The organism is Streptomyces sp. NPDC040432, assembly GCF_055595445.1.
Window position 1 is genome coordinate 25,866 of the sequence record NZ_JBVIVP010000038.1, and the last position, 17,984, is coordinate 43,849.

The 17,984-nt window shown below is 70.2% G+C and carries 19 protein-coding genes; 8 read left to right on the top strand and 11 right to left on the bottom strand.

The window, feature by feature from the left end:
- Nucleotides 1–13 precede the first annotated feature (13 nt).
- On the top strand, nt 14–487 hold the full coding sequence (locus ACZ58N_RS37625; protein WP_471169758.1) for a GNAT family N-acetyltransferase: 474 nt from the start codon (nt 14–16) through the stop codon (nt 485–487).
- A gap of 16 nt (nt 488–503) precedes the next feature.
- Here ACZ58N_RS37625 and ACZ58N_RS37630 read toward each other — a convergent pair whose 3' ends face one another.
- The gene (locus tag ACZ58N_RS37630) at nt 504–1,490 is read right to left on the bottom strand and encodes an AraC family transcriptional regulator (protein WP_471169760.1); all 987 of its coding nucleotides are present in this window, start codon (nt 1,488–1,490) and stop codon (nt 504–506) included.
- Between the two features lie 40 nt (nt 1,491–1,530).
- Complete coding sequence (locus tag ACZ58N_RS37635; protein WP_471169761.1) at nt 1,531–2,364, bottom strand: NmrA family NAD(P)-binding protein; 834 nt, start codon at nt 2,362–2,364, stop codon at nt 1,531–1,533.
- A gap of 127 nt (nt 2,365–2,491) precedes the next feature.
- On the opposite strand from ACZ58N_RS37635, the gene ACZ58N_RS37640 reads away from it, so the two are divergent.
- Nucleotides 2,492–3,034 (top strand): flavoprotein, encoded by a 543-nt coding sequence (locus ACZ58N_RS37640; RefSeq protein ID WP_471169763.1) that lies wholly within the window; start codon nt 2,492–2,494, stop codon nt 3,032–3,034.
- Nucleotides 3,035–3,067: 33 nt separating this feature from the next.
- Here ACZ58N_RS37640 and ACZ58N_RS37645 read toward each other — a convergent pair whose 3' ends face one another.
- From ACZ58N_RS37645 to ACZ58N_RS37670, 6 genes are all read right to left on the bottom strand, one after another.
- Complete coding sequence (locus ACZ58N_RS37645) at nt 3,068–3,571, bottom strand: DinB family protein (RefSeq protein ID WP_471169766.1); 504 nt, start codon at nt 3,569–3,571, stop codon at nt 3,068–3,070.
- A gap of 42 nt (nt 3,572–3,613) precedes the next feature.
- Entirely contained in the window at nt 3,614–4,810 is a 1,197-nt protein-coding gene (locus tag ACZ58N_RS37650) for an epoxide hydrolase family protein (RefSeq protein WP_471169769.1), read from the bottom strand.
- 70 nt (nt 4,811–4,880) lie between these two features.
- Nucleotides 4,881–5,702 (bottom strand): AfsR/SARP family transcriptional regulator, encoded by an 822-nt coding sequence (locus ACZ58N_RS37655; protein WP_471169771.1) that lies wholly within the window; start codon nt 5,700–5,702, stop codon nt 4,881–4,883.
- Nucleotides 5,703–5,804: 102 nt separating this feature from the next.
- Nucleotides 5,805–6,524: a ScbR family autoregulator-binding transcription factor gene (locus ACZ58N_RS37660; protein WP_471169774.1), complete on the bottom strand. Its 720-nt coding sequence runs from the start codon at nt 6,522–6,524 to the stop codon at nt 5,805–5,807.
- A 70-nt stretch (nt 6,525–6,594) separates the two neighbouring features.
- Entirely contained in the window at nt 6,595–7,437 is an 843-nt protein-coding gene (locus tag ACZ58N_RS37665; protein WP_471169776.1) for an AfsR/SARP family transcriptional regulator, read from the bottom strand.
- A 245-nt stretch (nt 7,438–7,682) separates the two neighbouring features.
- Nucleotides 7,683–8,288 (bottom strand): ScbR family autoregulator-binding transcription factor, encoded by a 606-nt coding sequence (locus ACZ58N_RS37670; RefSeq protein ID WP_471169779.1) that lies wholly within the window; start codon nt 8,286–8,288, stop codon nt 7,683–7,685.
- Between the two features lie 202 nt (nt 8,289–8,490).
- Here ACZ58N_RS37670 and ACZ58N_RS37675 point away from each other — a divergent pair, with 202 nt between their 5' ends.
- From ACZ58N_RS37675 to tpg, 6 genes are all read left to right on the top strand, one after another.
- Nucleotides 8,491–9,267: an SDR family NAD(P)-dependent oxidoreductase gene (locus ACZ58N_RS37675; protein WP_471169782.1), complete on the top strand. Its 777-nt coding sequence runs from the start codon at nt 8,491–8,493 to the stop codon at nt 9,265–9,267.
- A gap of 284 nt (nt 9,268–9,551) precedes the next feature.
- Entirely contained in the window at nt 9,552–10,250 is a 699-nt protein-coding gene (locus tag ACZ58N_RS37680; protein ID WP_471169785.1) for a ScbR family autoregulator-binding transcription factor, read from the top strand.
- A 157-nt stretch (nt 10,251–10,407) separates the two neighbouring features.
- Nucleotides 10,408–11,676 carry a ParA family protein gene (locus tag ACZ58N_RS37685; protein ID WP_471169788.1) on the top strand — a complete coding sequence of 423 codons (1,269 nt, stop codon included), beginning with the start codon at nt 10,408–10,410 and terminating at the stop codon, nt 11,674–11,676.
- Nucleotides 11,673–12,590: a ParB/RepB/Spo0J family partition protein gene (locus ACZ58N_RS37690; protein ID WP_471169790.1), complete on the top strand. Its 918-nt coding sequence runs from the start codon at nt 11,673–11,675 to the stop codon at nt 12,588–12,590. The genes ACZ58N_RS37685 and ACZ58N_RS37690 overlap by 4 nt, the downstream gene beginning before the upstream one ends.
- Nucleotides 12,591–12,710: 120 nt before the next feature.
- On the top strand, nt 12,711–14,936 hold the full coding sequence (tap, locus tag ACZ58N_RS37695) for a telomere-associated protein Tap (protein WP_471169805.1): 2,226 nt from the start codon (nt 12,711–12,713) through the stop codon (nt 14,934–14,936).
- Nucleotides 14,937–14,939: 3 nt separating this feature from the next.
- Entirely contained in the window at nt 14,940–15,497 is a 558-nt protein-coding gene (gene tpg, locus ACZ58N_RS37700; protein ID WP_471169793.1) for a telomere-protecting terminal protein Tpg, read from the top strand.
- Nucleotides 15,498–15,606: 109 nt separating this feature from the next.
- Here the strand turns inward: tpg and ACZ58N_RS37705 are convergent, their stop codons facing one another.
- From ACZ58N_RS37705 to ACZ58N_RS37715, 3 genes are all read right to left on the bottom strand, one after another.
- Nucleotides 15,607–16,080, bottom strand: a complete 474-nt coding sequence (locus tag ACZ58N_RS37705) for a MarR family transcriptional regulator (RefSeq protein WP_471169796.1) — start codon at nt 16,078–16,080, stop codon at nt 15,607–15,609.
- Entirely contained in the window at nt 16,077–16,793 is a 717-nt protein-coding gene (locus ACZ58N_RS37710; RefSeq protein WP_319198739.1) for a hypothetical protein, read from the bottom strand. Before ACZ58N_RS37710 ends, ACZ58N_RS37705 begins: the two co-directional genes overlap by 4 nt.
- 940 nt (nt 16,794–17,733) lie before the next feature.
- Nucleotides 17,734–17,984: hypothetical protein (locus ACZ58N_RS37715; RefSeq protein WP_471169799.1), on the bottom strand; the 251-nt coding region annotated here is incomplete at its 5' end.

Below are 17,984 nucleotides of genomic sequence, written 5' to 3' on the forward strand. Positions count from 1 at the left end.
GTACGCTTGGAACATGATCAGCTCATCACTGCGACTGATACCCGTCACGGAGGAGAACTTCGAGGCGGTGTGCGCGGTACGCGTCGCCCCGGCCCAGGAACACCTCGTCTCCCCCGTCGTGAAGTCGCTGGCGGAGGCGTACGTCCACGGACCCGTGGCCTGGCCGCGGGCCATCGTCGACGGCGACGACATGGTGGGGTTCGTCATGGCCTTCGTCGACATCGTGTGGAATCCCGCGAAGGACCCGGACGAACGCCGGTCCGGCATCTGGCGGCTCAACATCGCCGCCGGCCACCAGGGCAAGGGCTACGGCCGCTTCGCGGTGGGCGCCGTTCTCCAGGAACTGCGGACGCGCGGTGCCGCCGAGGCCCACGTCTGCTGGAGCCGCGCTCAGGGCAGCCCGGAGCCGTTCTACCTGCGCCTGGGCTTCCGACCGACGGGCGAGGTCAGCGGCGACCAGACGGTCGCCGTCCTCCCCCTCCCCTGAGGGCACCGGAAGGGCCCTACGGCAGTACGACGGTGCGTCCCACCCCCACCCCCGTGGAGGGCGGAGCCGTCCCGGCCCGGAACTCCTGCGGGCTGACGCCCCGTACCCGCTTGAAGGCCGCCGACAGGGCGAAGGGCGTCCCGTACCCCACTCTGCGGGCCACCGTCGCGACCGTGGCGTCCGGCTCGCGCAGCAGGTCGGCGGCCAGGGCGATCCGCCACCCCGTCAGGTAGGCGACCGGTGGCTCCCCGACGAGCTGCGTGAAACGGCGGGCCATCGAGGCACGTGACACCCCGGCCTTGCGGGCGAGTTCCTCCACCGTCCAACCGTGCGCGGGATTCGCGTGCAGCAGCCGCAACGCCGCCCCCACGACGGGATCGCCCTGTGCCCGGTACCAGGCGGGCGCCCCCGAGCCGGGCGCGGCGAGCCAGGCCCGCAGGACCCCGATCAGCAGCAGGTCGAGCAGCCGGTCGAGGACGATCTCCTGACCGGGCTCGTCCCGGGACACCTCCGCGGCCAGCAATGTGATCAGGGTGGCGTCCGCGGTGCCCGCCGGCCGGACCAGCACCGTGGGCAGGGCCCCCAGCAGCCGCCTGCCGATCTCGCCGGGCGCCTGGTAGGTGCCGCTCAACAACACCACCGATCCGGCGTCGGCTGTCCGCGCCCCCCAGGTGCGGACCCCCAGCGCCATGGTGTCGGTGACGTCCTCCCCGGTCCCCGTACTGCACCGCTGGTCCGGGCCCACGGTGACCTGCACCGGGGTGCCAGGGGCGTCCGCCACGGTGTACGGCACGGGGCCCCGTACTACGGCCACGTCACCGGGGCCGATCAGGACCGGCTCGCCCTCGTCGGGCACCAGCCAGGCCGTGCCCCGTACGGGTGTCATCACCGAGAGCGGCGCCCGGTCCTCGACCCGCAGCGACCAGGGCGGGTCGAAGACGGACTTCTGCAGGTGGGCGCCGCGCGCCTTGGGCCCTTCGAGCAGTCCGGTCAGCATGTCCATGACCCCATCCTTCCCGTACCGGACGGCCGCCGGACCCCTCTCAGACGTTCCAGACGCCGGTGGCGGCGGCCTCGCGGGCGTAGTCGGCGAAGTCCTTGGGCTCCCGCCCGAGAACCTCCCGCACCCCGTGGACGAGGTGCGCGTTGCGTCCGTCGAGGATCAGCGCGAACAGGTCGGCGAAGTCCTCGGGCAGGTCCTGCTCGCGCAGCACCGCGCGGTAGTCGGCGTCCGAGACCGGCACGTAGGCGATGTCCCGGCCGGTGGCCTTCGACAGTTCGGCGGCGACGTCGGAGAAGCCGAGCAGGCGCGGCCCGGACAGTTCGTACGTCCTGCCGATGTGCCGGTCGTCGGTGAGCGCGGCCACCACCACGTCGGCGATGTCGTCGGCGTCCACGAAGGGCTCGACGGCGTCGGCGGTCGGCAGGGCGATCTCCCCGTGCCGCACGGGGTCCAGGAAGAAGCTCTCGTCGAAGTTCTGGTTGAACCAGCTGGCGCGGACGACGGTCCAGTCCCCGCCGGAGGCCTTCAGCAGGTGCTCGCTGCGCTCGGCGGCCTCCTCCCCGCGCCCGGACAGCAGCACCAGCCGTCCGGCCCCGGCCGCCACGGCCCGCTCGGCGAACGCGCCGATCTGCTCGGCGGCGCCGGGAAAGGCCAGGTCGGGGTAGTAGGTGACGTACACCCGGTCGACGCCCTCCAGCGCCGGCCCCCAGGTGGCGGGCTCGTGCCAGTGGAAGGCGGGCTCACCGGTGCGCGACCCGATCCGGACCGGCCGACCCAGGTGCGTCAACCTGTCCGCGACCCGCCGGCCGGTCTTGCCGTTGCCCCCGATGACCAGGGTGAGCTTCTGCGTCGTCTCGTTCTCGTTGTTCGTCATGCCCTCAGTCAACCGCCGGGCCGTGCGACGGAACATCGCTGAAAAGCTCATCCGCATACGCGTGCGTCCACGTCCACGTTCGCCCCTCAACGACAGCCCGGGGCAAAGAATGTGATCACATGACCGTATGAGGACCCTCTATCTGTTCTGTTCCGCCGCCCCGCCCGTGTTCGATGTGGCCCACGTGATCGAGGACGCCCAGTCGCGCGGTTGGGACGTGTGCCTCGGCCTGACCCCGACGGCGGCGCAGTGGGTGGCCGGCAGCCTCGACGGTCTCGCCGCACTGACCGGCAACCCGGTGCGCTGGCAGTACAAGATGCCCGGCGAGCCCGACGTGTGGCCGGCCGCGGACGCTCTGCTGTTCGCGCCCGCCACCTTCAACTCGGTCAACGCCTGGGCCCTCGGTCTCACCGACCGCTTCACGGTGGGCGTCGCGGCCGAGGCCCTCGGCAAGGGCGTCCCGGTGGTGGCCATGCCCTGCACGAACGCCGCGCTCGCCGCGCACCCGCAGTTCGAGCAGTCCCTGACGGTACTGCGCGCAGCGGGTGCCGAAGTCCTGTACGGCGAGGGCGGGTTCGTACCGGGTCCGGCCGGTCCCGACGCCCCGCCGCACTTCCCGTGGCAGGTGGCGCTCGACGCCGTGGACCGTACGGGCACCGCGCCCGCCTGACCGGACCGGCCGGCGGGCCCGGCGTGGCGTCCGCTACTCGCCGGTGCTCCCGTCGATCGCCTCGCGCAACAGGTCGGCGTGCCCGTTGTGCCGGGCGTACTCCTCGATCATGTGCGCGAGGACGTAGCGCAGGGAGTAGCCCTCATCGCCGTACCGGCCCTGTGCGTCGAGGGATCGCGCGGCGACGATCTTCCGGGAGCGCTCGCAGGTGTCCTCCCAGATCCTGAAGGATTCCTGCGGGTCCGCTTCCTCGACCCGGAACTCCGTCCGCTCCCCGGCCTCGTCCTGCGGAAAATACCCTCGGACGTCCTCGCCGCCCACGACGTTGCGGAACCAGCCCCTTTCGACCTCCGCGAGGTGGCGCACCAGCCCGAGCAGGCTGAGCCCGGACGGCGGCGCGGCCTTGCGCCGCAGCTGCTCGGCGGACAGTCCCGCGCACTTCATCATCAGGGTGTCCCGCTGCCATTGCAGGACGCTGGTGAGGGTCTCCCGTTCGTCGCCGATCAGTACGGGGCGGGTTCGCTGTTCGTCGTTCATCGGGCGATCATCACAGCTGTCCGGACCCGCCCCGGCGACTTTTCACATGCCGGACGTCCGGCCGGGGGCGGCGAGCTCCCGGAAGAAGGCGCGGACGTCGCCGACGAGCAGTTCGGGCACTTCCATGGCGGGGAAGTGCCCGCCCCGGTCGTACGAGGTCCAGCGCACGACGGAGTCGGTGCGCGCGGCGATGTGCCGCAGCGGCACGAAGTTGTCCTGGGGGAAGTCCGCGAGCGCGGTCGGGGTGGCGGACACCTCGGGCGGCTGCCCGAACCAGTCCGCGTGGGCCCGCTCGTAGTAGATCCGGGCGGCGGAGCCGGCCGTCCCGGTGAGCCAGTACAGCGTCACGTTGGTGAGCATCAGGTCCCGGTCGACGGGGCACCGCGGGTCGCTCCACTCGGTGAACTTCTCCCCGATCCAGGCGAGCAGCCCCGTCGGGGAGTCGTTCAGCGCGTAGGCGAGGGTCTGCGGCCGGGTCGCCTGGATGTCGGCGTAGCCCTGCCGCTCCTTCGCCCACACGCGGTACCGCTCCCAGGAGGCCAGGGTGCGTTCCCGTTCGGCGGGGCTCAGTGGGGCCAGTTCCGTCTCCGTGGGCTCGTCGGTGGCGCCGGCTCCGGGGAGCAGGTTGAGGTGTACGCCGATGACCCGCTCGGGCCGGATGCGGCCGAGCTCGCGCGAGATCGCGGCTCCCCAGTCGCCGCCCTGCACCCCGTACGTCCCGTACCCGAGCCGTTCCATCAGCACGGCGAACGCCCGGGCGACCCGTTTGAACTCCCAGCCCCGCTCCGTGGTCGGCCCGGACAGCGTGAAGCCGGGGATGCTGGGCAGCACCAGGTGGAAGGCGTCCGCCGGGTCACCGCCGTGCGCCCGCGGATCCGTCAGCGGGCCCGCGACCCGCTGGAACTCCACGAACGATCCGGGCCAGCCGTGGGTCATCAGCAGCGGCGTGGCGTCCGGTTCGGGGGAAGGCAGGTGCGCGAAGTGCACCCGGGCCCCGTCGATGACGGTGGTGAACTGCGGCCATTCGTTCAACCGCGCCTCGGCGGCCCGCCAGTCGTACTCCTCGCGCCAGTACCGGACGAGCTCGCGCATCCGCTCCGACGGGATGCCGTAGTCCCATCCGACCCCGTCGAGCTCGTCGGGCCACCGCACCCGCCCCAACCGCGCCGCGAGGTCGTCGAGTTCCTCCGGCGGCACGTCGAGCCGAAACGAAACGAGGGCCTCACCAAGATCTTCCATGCCTCCACGATGCCACCCCGGGCCGCCGGCACCGGCCGCCCCCCTGCGGCGGCCGGTGCCGGCGGCCCGGTCAGGCCGCGTACAGGTCGAAGGTCGATCCCCGCTTCGGTCCCGCCACCACGTCCAGGGCCGGGTCGACCGCCAGGATCGCCTGGTGCAGCCGCTGCAACTGCGGCGAGGGCTCGACCCCCAGGTCCCCGATGAGCCGCTGCCGCAGCCTGCGGAACACGTCGAGCGCCGCCGCCTGCCGGCCGGAGCGGTACAGCGCGACCATCATCTGGGAGTGCATCCCCTCGTGCTGCGGGTGCCGTGCGGTCAGCTCGGTCAGCTCCGCGAGGAGTTCGGTGTGCCGCCCCAGCCGCAGGTCGACGTCGATGCGCCGTTCCATCGTGACCAGTCGGCTCTCCTCCAGCCGCAGCACCTCGATCTCCAGCACCGGTCCCACCCGTACGTCGACCAGGGCGGGCCCCTGCCACAGCGCGAGCGCCTCCCGCAGCAGCGCCGCCGAGCCCTCGTCGTCGCCGGCGTCGAACGCGGCCTGGCCGCGCACGATCAGCGTCTCGTACCCGTGCACGTCCACGGACTCGGGTGGTACCTGGAGCAGGTATCCGCCGTGCCGTGTCGTGAGCACTTCCTTCGCGGCCCCCGGCCGACCCGGCCCCATGGCCGTCCCGAGCCTGCGGCGTAGTTGGAGGACGTACGTCTGCAGGGTTGTCAGCGCGCTCTGCGGCAGGTTCTGCCCCCAGATCTCCTCCATGAGGGTCGGCACCGGCATGACCCGCCCGGGGTACAGCGACAGGAGCGCCAGGATCTGCCGCGGCTTCCCGGCCGTCGGCACGATCGAGTCTCCGTTGACCTCGGCACTCAACGGACCCAGAACCTGAATCTTCACGGTTTCCCCTCCCGTACTCCGTCGAGTCGCCTCGATCGCTTCCGACTACTTCGACCTGCGAAAACAATCACCCAATGGCCGCTGCCGCGCGTACGGCCGCGGTCATGCCTGCGCGCCGGACCCCTGGAACTCACGGCGTCGCTCCGCCCCCGGCGCACGGGTGTGCGCGCCGACGGCTCCCGTCCGGTACTCCCTGACCCCCCGCTCCCCCACCAGGCTCGGCAGCAACAGCCCCCACAGGGCGGCCACCTTGCGCTGCAGCTCCCCGTGGGAGAGCCCGGTTCCCGCCAGCACCTCGATCCCGCAGAGCGCGGCGGCCACCAGGGCCTCGGCGCTCTCCCAGCGGTCCATGGTCGGCATCTCGTCGTCGGCTCCGGCGGGCGGCTCGTCCACTGGCAGTTCCCCGACGTCCCGGGCCTTGCGCAGCAGCTCGCTCACCACGCTCAGCCAGGCATCGTGGAAGTCCACCGAGTTCACGTGCTGGCCCGCGCATTCCTTGGTGATGCGGAAGCTCGCCGGGATCGCGGGATCCTCGTGCAGCATCCGCGCCAACCAGTGCGTCGTGTCGATCAACGCCTGCAGGGGGGAGGCGCCGTTCTCGCGTAGTCCGCGCACCGCGTCGTGCAACAGCCCGCATCCGCGCCGCTGCACGGCGTCGGCCAGCTCGTCCTTGGAGGCGAAGTGGAAGTACAGCGCCCCCTTCGTCACTCCGGCCGCGCCCGCGATCTCGCCGAGCGTCGCGTTGGCGTATCCGTTGCGGTGGAACATCTCGGCCCCGGCGCATACCAACCGCCTACGGGTCCGCTCCGACCTCTCCTGCACCGCTCCGTCTCCTTCCGCCCCCCGCTGCGTCCACTCCCCCGTGCCGGTGGCGGTCGCCACCGGCATCGAATCAAGCCCGCACGAGTCGTTGCGCCTTGGTGCCCGTGCCACCCGCCACGGCCACCGCAGGCGCCGTGGCGACGGCCTCCGGTCCCGCCATCAGGATCGAGCGCTGCAACCGGCGCAGCGCCGGGGACGGTTCCAGGCCCAGGTCCCGTACGAGCGTGGTGCGCAGCCGCTTGTACACGTCGAGCGCCTCGCCGCGTCGTCCCGAACGGTGCAGGGCGAGCATGAACTGACCGTGCAGGTTCTCGTGCGTGCGGTAGCGGCTCACCAGAACGGTCAGTTCCGCGAGCAGTTCCCGGTGCCGACCCAGCTTCATGTCCGCCTCGATGCGCTGGTCGAGGGCGCACAGGCGGGTCTCCTCCAGCCGGCGCGTCTCCATGTCGAGCTGCACGCCGCCGTGGACGTCGGCGAAGGCCGGCCCCGACCACAGGGAGAGGGCCTCGCGCAGCAACCGCGCCGCACCGGCCGCGTCGCCCGCGTCCATCGCCCGGTAGCCCAATCCGGCCAGCCGGTCGAACTCCCGCACGTCGCTGGTCCCGCCGCCGCTGTTGAGCAGGTAGCCGCCGGGCAGGGTGACGAGCACGTCCTTCGCGGTCCGCGTGCCGTCGGTGTTCTCCAGGGCGGTCGCGATGAGGGCGCGCAGCTGGAGCACGTACGTCTGCAGGGTCGTGCGGGCGCTGCGCGGCGGTTCGGCGCCCCACAGCTCCTCGATCAGCGCCGGGACCGGCACGACCTGGTCGGCATGGAGGGCCAGGAGGGCCAGGACCTGCCGGGGCTTGGGGGCGGTCGGCGTGATGGAGGTTTCGTTCTCCCGCACGGCCAGCGCGCCCAGTACATCGATGTCCACTCGTACTCCCCTGTCCTTGGATGAGTCGCAAGAGTCAGTAGAAAACAGTCCCAGCGGTTTGTCAATACAAAACCGGTCGCGCTGTTTTTAGCACACAGGCATTCCGGATCCGCTACAAGTAGGCCCCGAACTGCTCTTTTACCGGAAAGTAGCTGTTCCGCCAGTCCCCTCGAGAGCATGCGACCGAATCCGAGCACGCCCATCTAACACCTCAAAGGGCCCATAAATCAAACCGCACAGTCTGTTTAGGGCTCTTCTTCTGGACGCTCGGCTGCGATGCCCGGCAGGACCACGGACCAGACGCGGGTGAGGGTGTCGACCGCCAGCCACTCGGGGTCCACCGCGCCCAACACCTGCAAACCGACGACCGAGGCCACCACCGCGGGCGTCGCGTCCTGCGGGGTGACTCCCTCGGCGAGCAGCCCTTTTCGTCCGGCGGCCTCGATCAGTCCGCGCGTCCACTCCTGCCACTGTCCGCGGAGGTCGAGCCGGCTCCGGCGGGTCACGTCGGCGGACAGCGCGAAGCCGGCCCGTACGACGACGTCCCCGGCGAGCAGCGCCATCAGGGTGTAGGTCGAATCGACCAGCAGGCTCAGCGGATCGTCGGCCCGCGCCTGCGGCCCCCCTGCCGTGCGGGCGGCCGCCCGCAGCGCTGCGGCGGCCCGCCCCTCGACGGTCCGGGCCAGTTCGTCCTTGCCGCTGAAGTGGAAGTGCAGGGCGCCGGACGTCACTCCGGCCCTCCCGCTGATCCCCGCGATCGAGGTGGCTGCGAAGCCGCCCTCGATGAACGCCTCCGCGGCGGCGCGCACGAGGGACTCCCGCGTGCGTGCCGCACGCTCCTGCTTGACCATGGGGGGCTCCACACCGCATTCGCCGCATACGCGGCGTTCCCCCAGGACAGGGGTACAAGATCCTGGCGGCCACAGTCGGCGGGGGCGCCGGAGGCGGGCCGGACTCTCGCCTGAGCCCGTCTGCGTACAACAGGTCATCGGGTATGAAATACCTTCTGACCAGGGATCACTTCGATCAGTGGCGGCGTGTTAGGTTCGCGTGATGAAGACGAAGGACAACACGGGAAGCTTGGCGGGCCGGTCCGCTCTCATCACCGGCGCGAGCGCCGGCATCGGGGCGGCAGCCGCTCGCGTGTTCTGCAGGGAGGGTGCGTCGGTCACCCTCATGGCCCGCCGGGAGAAGGAACTGGCCGCGCTCACGGACGAGCTGCGGGCCGACGGCCACCAGGCCCGCTACGTCGTCGGGGACGTCTCACGTTCCGAGGACGTCGCCAAGGCCGTCGAGACGGCCATCGCCTCCTTCGGCCGACTGAACGCCGCCTTCAACAACGCGGGTACGTCCACGGTCCCCGCCCCCATGCACCTCCTCCCCGAGGAGGACTACGACACCATCATGGACACCAACGTCCGCGGGGTCTGGCACTGCATGCGCCATGAGATCCGCGCCATGCTGGAGACCGGGGGCGGCGTCATCGTCAACAACAGCAGCACGGCGGGCCTGGTCGCGACCCCGGCCACCTCCCCTTACATCGCCTCGAAGCACGCGGTCATCGGACTGACCAAGGCAGCGGCCTCCGAATACGCGGCCCAGAACATCCGCATCAACGCGATCGCGCCGGGCACCACCCGCAGCGAACTGATCGACTTCTGGCTCCAGCAGAACCCGGACATGGAGCAGGTCCTCCTCAACGCGGCCGTCCTCCCCCGCATCGCGGAACCCTCGGAGATCGCCGAAGCCGCAGCCTGGCTCTGCAGCGACCGAGCCTCCTTCGTCGTCGGCGCCACCCTCTCGGTGGACGGCGGCTGGACCACCCGCTGACCTCCGCCGTCGGCGGCGCGGACGCCGCCGACGGCCACCTCCGCCAGGGCCCGTCGGCGTTAACGCCGTTAACCGGAACCCTCCCTCTCACTTAACGCCGTTAACACCCGGCCGCCCGCCCGGCGGATTGTTCCACCAATCTGTAACACCCCAATACGTCAAAGAACATGTGAAAGACCCTCGCCCGGCCCTCGAAAAAGTACTTGGCGACTGGTTTTCTTTGAACGACGCCCACTACATTGATCCCGAACCACCGAACGGAACCGACAACAGGAGACACCCACGTGGCGAGGGTCAGGCAAGAACGGGCCGAGATCACACGACAGGCGATCCTCGACGGCGCGGCCATCGCCTTCGACCAGGGCGGGTTCGGGGGCACCAGCCTCAGCGACGTGGTGAAGTACGCCGGAGTCACCAAGGGCGCCCTGTACTTCCACTTCCAGTCCAAGGAAGCCCTGGCACGCACCCTGATGGACGAGCAGTTCCAGGTGTCCTCGGACGTCCCCGCGATCGTGGATCCGGGTCTGCAAACGGCCATCGACCTGACGCACCGGATGGCGTTCGGGCTGCGCACCAACGTCCGCATCCGCGCCGGCATCCGCCTCGTCATCGAGTTCGGCTCGTTCACGCACCCTGACCCGTCGCCCTACAACGCCTGGATCGACACCTGTCACCAGTGCCTGACCCCGGCCCAGGAACGGGGCGACGTCCTGCCCGCGCTCAACACGTACGACCTCTCGACACTGATCGTCGGTTCGTTCACCGGCATCCAGGTCACCTCGTACGTCCGCACCTCCCGCGAGGACCTGCACACCCGGGTCGTCGACCTGTGGAAGCACCTCCTGCCGGGCATCGTGCCCGCGGACCGCATCTCCCTCTTCGACCCGTCGGGCTCGCCCACCTGCCGGCTCCAACTCGGGCTGCCGTCCCGGTACGCCCAGCACAGCGCCTCCCGGAACTCCGAAGCGGTCACGGCCGGCTGACGGTACGCCCAGGGCGGCTCCGCACACGCCGTGGTGATCCACGGGGGTGCTCGCCACGGCGGGTGCGGGGTCGCCCTGGCGTGCCTCCGCCCGCTTCGTTAGCAAAACTCAGGCGTGGCGCTCACCAACACTCAAGAACGTTAGTAAAGTCCCCCTCATGACTTCGCCCTCGTCCCAGAGCGACCGAGAGAAGGTCGTCTCCAAGCTCCCCCCGTGGCTCCGCCAGGAACTGAAGATCCGCACCGCCCAACTGCGGATCGACATCCAGGACGCGGTCCACCAGGGCATCGCCAACTGGAGCGCCCTCGCGTCCGCCCCCTCCCCCGTCGACACGTCCGGCGCCGAGTCCTTCTCCACCTGGCTGCCCGCCGGCCAGTGGGAGTCGTTCCGCTCGGGTTCCAAGGACCGCGGCGTCTCGCTCACCCAGGGACTCGCGCAAGCAGTGCGCCTCTGGCTGGAGATGAACCCGGCCCCCACGGTGAAGCGGCCCGCGGTCGTACGCCGCATCGTGGTGTGCAACCAGAAGGGCGGCGTCGGCAAGACGGCCATCACCGCGGGCACCGCGGAGGCCCTGGCCGAGGATCCCGAGACCCTCCACCCGGTCCGCATCGCCCGCCAGCTCGCGCGCCTCGCCCCGGTGGACGACCTGGAGCACACCGAGCAGCCGCCACCCACCAGCACGACCCTGGACCTCGAAGACCTCCCCGGCCTGGGCATGCGCGTCCTGATCGTCGACTTCGACCCGCAGGGCCACCTCACCAAGCAACTCGGCCGGCAGACCCTCCCCATCGGCGGTGACAGCCTGACCTGCCACATGGCCGGTGAGGCCAAGGGCCCGCTCTCCGACCTGATCGTCGCCATCCCCGACGACCGCTTCGGCGACCGGCTCCACGTCCTGCCCGCCTGCACGGACGCGTTCCTCCTCGACGTCCGCCTCTCCACCGTCCGCGCCCGCGAGGCCGCCCTCGAACGCGCCCTCTCCCCCGTCGAGGCGGACTACGACGTCATCCTCATCGACTGCCCGCCCAGCCTCGGCCTCAGCATGGACGCCGCGATCTACTACGGCCGTCGCCGCGACACCGAACAGCCGGGCGCCTCCGGCGCGCTGATCGTCGTACAGGCCGAGGACTCCTCCGCCGACGCCTACGACCTGCTCACCTCCCAGATCAACGATCTGCGCGACGACCTCAGCCTCGACATCGACTACCTCGGCCTCGTCGTGAACCTCTACGACGGTCGCCGCGGCTACATCGCCACGTCCTCACTGCAGGCCTGGATGGACATAAAGGATCCGCGGGTCGTGGCGATCGTCCCCGACCTCAAGGAACAGCGCGAAGCCGTACGTGTGAAGCAGCCACTGTTCGTCTACGCACCCAAGGGCGAACAGGCCGTCGCCCTGCGCGCGCTCGCCAGGGAGATCTCATGAGCAAGGCCGACAAACTCGGAGTCTCGGCTTCCTTCGCCCGCGCCCAGCCGGTCGGCGTCAGCTCCCGCCGCGCGGCCATCGCCGAGGCCACGGGCGCCCCGACCTCCGGGGTCGTCCCCCCGTCCGAGGTGCCCATCGAGGCCCTCGCCCACAATCCCTTCAACCTCCGCGAGGACCTCACGGACCTCGACGAGCTCGCCCAGTCCCTCACGGTCCGCGGCCAGCTCCAGCCCCTCGCGGTCTCCACCCGCATGGCGTTCATGGAAGCGCACCCGGGCCGGACCGACGGCCTGGGCCGTGCCCCGTACGTGGTCATCGACGGCAACCGCCGGCTGGCCGCCGCCCACCTCGCGGGCCTCAAGACGATGCACATCCACGTGAACGACTCCCTGTCCGCGTCCGCGGCGGACATCCTCGAATCGGCGCTGATCGCCAACGTCCACCGGGTCGACGTGGCCCCCATGGACCAGGCCCGCGCCCTCCAGGAACTCGTCGAGGTCCACGGCTCGCAGGCCCAGGTGGCCAAGCGGCTCGGCAAGACGGCGGCCTGGGTCTCGCAGCGCCTGACCCTGCTCAACCTCACCCCCACCCTTCAGGAAAAGGTGGAGACGGGAGAGCTCAAGGTCGAGCCCGCCCGCCGCATCGGCCGCCTCCCCCAGGAGGAACAGGCCGCCGCGGCCGACACCATCAACGCCGTCAACCCTCCTCGGCAGCGCACCCGCCCGGCGCCGCCGACCGTTAACGGCGTTAACGCCGTTAACGCCGGCACGACGCCCCCCTCCCCCGCTCCCGCACCCTCCCCCCGCATCTCGATCTCCACCCACTCCCCGGAGACCATCGCGGACGCCCTCACCGCCCACCTCACCCCGGACGACCTGAAGGCCGTCACCGAGTTGCTGATGCAGCGGATCTGAGTCGGGCACCCACGCCGGGGGCGGTGACGGCATTAACGCCGTTAACGCCCCCACGTGCGTTTCGTGTGCGTTCAACCGTGCGGTTCGCATAGGCTGCATCCGGAGGTAGTGATGAGCGAGATGAACGAACAGTCCGCCCTCTTCGCGGCGGTCGACGCCCTGCTCGAAGAGGCGGCGGCGCAGGACGGCCTGCCCGACCCCGACGAACGCAAGCGTCTGCGCGAGGCCGCCGGCCTCAGCCAGGACCAGATCGCCAAGGCCCTGTCCGTCCGCCGCGAAACGATCACCTCCTGGGAAACCGGCCGCACGGCCCCCCGCCCCCCGAAGCGCGCCGCCTACGCCCGCCTCCTCGAAGGCCTGTCCGCCCTCCACCCCGTTAACGCCGTTAACGCCCCCGCAGCCCAGCCCCCGGCCCCGGCCCCGCCCACCGTTAACGGCGTTAACGCCGTTAACGCCCCGGCGCCCACTCCCACCGACAGCGTTAACGCCGTTAACACCCCGGCCCCCACCCCCACCGGCCACCCCCCGAGCCCGCCCGGCATTAACGGCGTTAACGCCGTTCCCCCGACGGCCGGGCCTTCCACCACCCCCACGCACCGGCAGGCACCCGCCCCCCAACGGGCCACCCCCCGGCACCCCGCACCCACCACCCCCGGGCCCCGCGTCCCCCTCCTCGTCGAAGGCCACGGCCCCCTCGCCGTCCTGGACGGCACCGGCCGGGCCCACGCCACCGGAGGCCTCGTCCTCCCCCACCCCACCTCCGGGCTGCCGGACCTCGTCACCTGGGCCCTCGGCCCCGACGCCGACCTCCGCGCACCCCGCCTCCACCGCAACGGCAAGGACGGCGACCCCCTCCTCGTCCTCACCGCCGCCGCCACCGAGGCCCTCGGTCTCCCCCTCACCCTCGAAGACCGCCGCGCCCTGCGCCTCCCCGACAACCACCCCGTCGTGAAGCAACTCACGAAGGCCAAGTGGCAACTCACCCGCCGCGGCTTCGGCCCCTGGCCGCGCATCTACCGGCCCGCCACTCCCGGCAGCGGCCGCCAATGCGTACAGCTCGCGGTCCTCCCCTGGGGCGCCCTGGACCCCCGCGCCTGGGGCGAGGACACCTCGGAGCTCCCCGCGCCCGAACTCGCCGAACTCCTCACCACCTACGCCGCCCGCGTCCTGACCCCCCGCGGCTCGACCGCCGTCACGGGCCTGGAACTGATGACGGCCCTGCGTCCGCCCACCCGGGCCGCCCGCGACCAGGCGACCAACACCTGGGTCTCCGCCCCCGTCGCCGGCTCCCTCACCCGACCCGTCGACCCCGCGCCGCCCGAGGCCCCCGACGAACACCCGGTCGTCGCCGCGCTCTACCCCCGCGCCCACCAACGCACTCCCGCCGAGGTCCTCGACGAGGAGGCCTACGACTGGATCCGCGACCCGGAGCTCCTCACCGACGCCGAGTGCGCCCGGACCCACGCGGTCGGCATCGATGTGAACATGGCCTTCGCGGCGGCCGCGAACCGCCTCCTGGTCGGCCTCGGCCCGGCGACCCACACCACCACCCCGCGCTTCGACCCCAAGACCCCCGGATGCTGGCTGGCGGACCTCTCGTCGTTCCCGCTCGACCCCCGCCTCCCCAACCCCTTCACCCCTCACGGCACTCCTCCCACCGGCCCCGCCTGGTACGCGACCCCGACCCTCGCCTACGCCCAGGAACTCGGTCTCGACGTCCGTCCCACCGAGGCCTGGATCCGCCCCGACAGCGGCCCCTACCTCGACGCCTGGTACACCCGGCTCCGCGACGCCTACCTGGCGACCATGGCCGACCTCGGAGTCACTCCGGCCCTCACCCCGCCCGAGTTCCTCCGCGCCATGACCACGCACAAGGAACACCCCAACACCTCCACCGCCGTCCTGTCGGCCATCAAGGCGACGGTCAAGGGCGGCATCGGCAAGCTCCGCGAACGCCCCCAGGGCGCCGGCTACCGCCCGGGCGAGACCTGGCCCGCCCTGGAACGCCCCACCTGGCGCCCCGACATCCGCGCGGCCGTCATCTCCACGGCCCGCGTGAACATGCACCGCAAGATGCAGAAACTCGCCACGGCGGCGGACCTGTACCCCGTGGCGGTCCTCTCGGACTGCGCGGTCTACCTCTCCGACGGCCCCGACCCCCTGGACTTCCTCCCCCACACCCCCGAGGGCAAGCCCGTCCCCGGCGGCTTCCGCCTCGGCGTCAGCCCCGGCATGGTCAAGCACGAAGGCACCCAGCCCCTCCTGTGGGCCGTGCAGATGCTCGACGAAGGCCTCAATCCCGCCCGCCACATCAAGGGCCACGACGCAGCAGCAGACGGCGAGTAACCCATGCCCGACGACATCTCCGACAGCCTCACCAAGGCCGACGAACCGCACTTCACCCGCCCGATCCCCAAGTCCGCGGGCGCCCAGGTCCGCTTCCTGGTCAAGCAACTCAAGAGCACCAAGGCAGTCGCCGCGGCGCTCGGCATCTCCCAACGCACCGTCGAGCGCTACGTCAAGAACCAGATCAAGCAGCCGAAGCCCGAACTGGCCGCCCGCCTGGAGGCGGAGGTACGCCGCCGCTGGCAACCGCTGGTCCGCAAGCGCGCCCGCGACCAGGCCGCACGGACCACCGGCGTCGTCATCGAGACCCGCGCCCGGTTCGGCTTCACCGCGGCCCCCGGCACCACCGACGACGGCCGCATGCGCCGCATCACCCAGCACCTCCCCCCGGAGTACGCGAGCCGCCTCTTCGCGGCCCAGGACGCCGGCGCCACCGAGGCCCAACTGCGCCACATCACGGCCGAGGCACTCCAGGAGATCTACTTCAAGGACAACGGCGCCCGCGCCACGTCCCTCCTCGTGGAGTTCACCGACATCGACTACGTCGACTTCGCCTTCTGACGAAGCCCCACGCGCCTCTCTCCGCCCCTGAAAAACCAGGAGGGCCCCGGGATATACCCGGGGCCCTCCAAGGCGCCTGAGGGGCCCTCAGGCGCCCCCAACGACACCACTACCCCACGGCGTGCAACGTCCTCCGCCGCTTCGACTCCGCAGCCTTCTTCGCCGCCGCCTGAGCCGCCCTCTTCTTGCGCTGCTCCGCGAGCTGGTCCTGATAGGCCGCCACGGCCTCGTGATAGCTGGCCACGTACCCGCGCGCGTCCAGTCGCTCCTCCGGCGGCATCTCGTTCACGGCCGCCACCGCGTCCTCGAACGAGTTGTAACCCGCCAGCATCGGATTGATCTGGTAGACCCCGTTCCTGACCTTCCGCACCAGTCTCGCGAGCTCCAGGCTCCGAAGCGCGGCGTTCACGCTGGGCCTGCTCAGCTCCAGGAGCCCGCCGATGGTGGCCTGATCGATGAGGATCCGGCCCCCGGGCTCGCTCAGCGAACGCAGCTTCAGCAGCACGCGGTACGCCGCAGGCGGAAGGTCGAGGTCGGAGAGAAGCCCGTCGGCGTTGACCGCAGCGAATCGCAAGGTGCTCACTGAGCTGTCCCTTCTTCCTTGCGCTGCACCCGGCTCAGCCGACGTGCAGCGCGCTCTTTGGACCGTTCGGCCCGCAGTTCCTCGATTGCCTGCCGCATGTGGTCCAGCGACGGGAACCGCACCAGGTCGGGCAGGCTCGTATCGCTGCGAATCTGCGAGATGGTGCTGTGCTGCTCCACCTTCACGAACTCACCCGCCGTCTCCGTACCCGGGATGAACTCAGCCACCCGGTAACTGTAGGGCGGGTTGAACTGGTACACACCCCGCCGCACCTTGAAGACGATCCCATGAGACATGACGGTGTGCAGCGCCTCCGACGTCTTTGTCCGACTGACGTCAAGGATCGTAGCCATCTCCTCCTGGGTAAGTGGAATCCGCCCCCCCGCCCGCTGGCAAGCAATGAGCAGCAGGATCAGCCTCAACGGCAGCGCTTCACGGAAGTACTGCGCGATGACCAGGAAGAACTCCAGGCTGTCCATCGAAAACGCATTTGGCTGACTCTGCGTCCCGTAGAACTCCAGCGGCTTGCGCTCGCCGTCCAGCGTGAGCTTCCGGCTCGGATACCGCCTGGCAAGACTGTCCAGGTCCTTGACCGGAGCCAGCGGCTGACTCCACGCCGAAATCGCGTCATCAACGGGGAGATCAGGACGCGGCGCGCGCGACGGACTCGGCCGGCGGCGCTGTGGCTCTGATGACACGAGGATGCTCTCCACTTCGTTGATCTGCAGAGAGAGTATGTCAACAAGGGTGACACTAATGTCACGCTCGTTGACGTTCGGCGTGTCTTGTGTCCCCTCAGGAGGGACACATCTCGGCCATGGCCCTCGGCAACCCCCCTCCGGCCGCCCCCACCCAACGCAGCCGCCCTTCCACCCGGTTAACAGACACATCTCCGGAAGAACGTCAGCCATCCTGACGTTTTAGCCCAAAAAACGTCAGCCGCACTGACGTTTTGCTGTCGTTCTGTCCCCCTACCAGCGACACATCCCCCGAGTTATGTCCCTCCTGAGGGGACATAACTTTCCCCCCGTACCCCCTCTGACCTGCGCAAACACATCTCCGTACCTTCTATAGGCCGTCCCCTACCGCGCTGCGCGCACTGAACGCCGTCCCCAAGCGCATGTCCACCCACTTTCCTGACGCCCCATCAACTTCTACCCCCTTCGACCAAGGCCGGACAGTCTGTCCATAACCACGCTGGATCTGACTCATTCCTATCTCTATCCCCGCATCACTTTGAATCACACCCACCCAAAGCATTAACGGCGTTAACACCCATCCACCCCTCCTCAAGACCTCTTCAAGCACCTCTACATTCACCACCACACCCGACCTGACCTGGCCTTTCCTTCCAACCCAACCCTCGCGAAACCAAGCCGGCCTCCCTCCTTGGCGCACAACCCCAAGCCTCACCCCCACCTGCGCGAAGCCCAGAAGTCCTCTGAGCGCAGCAAAAAGGTCCTCTTCTGACACGCAAAACACACCCCAACAAAGGCCAAGCAGCCGTCACCTGAACAAACATCACTCAGGCCCTCACAACGAGCCCTTCAGCGCAAACCCCGAACCAGTCCGAAGCGAAGCGAAGGACCAGGCCCAAAGGACCCGCGGCAGCAAAGCGGTTCTGTCCTACGCCCACAGCGCCTAGGAACCCCCTCAATCTGTTCCGCAGCGCGCAGCGCTGAATATCCCTTCCCCGATGCGCAGAGCGCATCGGCATCCCTTCCCCAGCGCGCAGCACAGGGGAGTGCGCAGCACTCTGGGTCCTTCCTGCTCGGCGCAGCCGAGCACACCGAGCGCAGCGAGGTGCATCGCTTCCTTCGCGCGCAGCGCGAAGAGCCGCTTCCTTCGCGCGCAGCGCGAAGAGCCGCTTCCTTCGCGCGCAGCGCGAAGAGCCGCTTCCTTCG